Here is a 506-nt window from a genome sequence, read left to right on the forward strand (position 1 = left end):
TCACCATAATTTGCATCACTTAATTGTGACATCGCATGATAGTAAAGCATGGTTGGAAGGTTGTGATGCTATATATCGTGCGGAGCAAAAAGGTAGTGATCTTCATGTTTCAATAACGAAAGTTATTGCACTATTAACTATTTTTGGATTTCATCATCAGCTTCATGCAAAGAAAGATTTCATAAAACACTATTTTGTGTCTCGTGGGTTTAAAAATAGTGAAATTGTTGCTGCATTAGATGATTTACAAACATGGACTGTCATTATTTACCGACAGAAACATGATGCTTTATTTGTTTTCCAAGGTAGTGATATCGATATCAACACATTGATAAGTGAGCGTGTCGAAGCAGTTAGTCAAGGTGTTGATTGGACAACGGTTTGTGATTTGCCGCAAAATATATTAGCGACGGCACACTATCACAAAACTGGCACGATGAGATGGGCAACAACTAAGCTCATCAATAAAGTCGAAAAATCTTTACTTGAACAGCTCAATACTGAAC

General features: G+C 36.2%; 1 pseudogene. It reads left to right on the plus strand.

Annotated features, from left to right (window positions below):
* Positions 1-506, plus strand: a pseudogene (locus tag AAEZ02_RS21815) (hypothetical protein); the annotation flags it as partial.

The organism is Shewanella sp. T24-MNA-CIBAN-0130, assembly GCF_040310185.1.
GTDB lineage: Bacteria > Pseudomonadota > Gammaproteobacteria > Enterobacterales > Shewanellaceae > Shewanella > Shewanella psychromarinicola.